Origin of the sequence: Aeromonas caviae, from assembly GCF_000819785.1 — a bacterium.
GTDB lineage: Bacteria > Pseudomonadota > Gammaproteobacteria > Enterobacterales > Aeromonadaceae > Aeromonas > Aeromonas caviae.
In genome coordinates this window covers 667-1,124 of record NZ_CDBK01000091.1, presented here as the reverse complement: position 1 = coordinate 1,124, position 458 = coordinate 667, and the positions used below count along the sequence as shown (strand labels likewise).

1 pseudogene is annotated in these 458 nt (G+C 48.7%); it reads left to right on the top strand.

Going from position 1 to position 458, the window contains the following annotated elements:
* Positions 1-458 (top strand): annotated as a pseudogene (locus BN1120_RS21485) (hypothetical protein); the annotation flags it as partial.

Genomic DNA, 458 nt, shown 5'->3' with positions numbered 1-458 from the left:
GAGGGCAATGAGCAGGAGACGCCTTTCCATCTGCTACCTCAAGAAGAGCAACAATGTATTCTCGATGCCAATCAGGAAAAGGTGCGAGAGGCACCAACTCTTCATGAATGGGACATCCGAGTTCCAGCTGCATTTGCCTGGCTGGGGATACTCTTTTTAATCGGAATACCTACCTTGATTGGTAGTGCCATGATATGGAATGAGTCATCCAATGGTTGGGTATTTATTATAGTGGGGGCGATAATGTTTCCCTACCTACGCTATTTAGTTATGGCGGATAAAGATTACCATTATCGATTAACTACGGAGGGTGTAGTCGTTACTTATCAAGATGCTATTCCCGAGGTGGCCGACACCATAGTGCGTGGTTTGGCTTGGCTTGGTGTGGTGGTATGTGTCGTAGCGGTCGCCATATTGGGGCCACTAGCCTTGGTTGGCGCTGGGGGTATGGCGCTCTT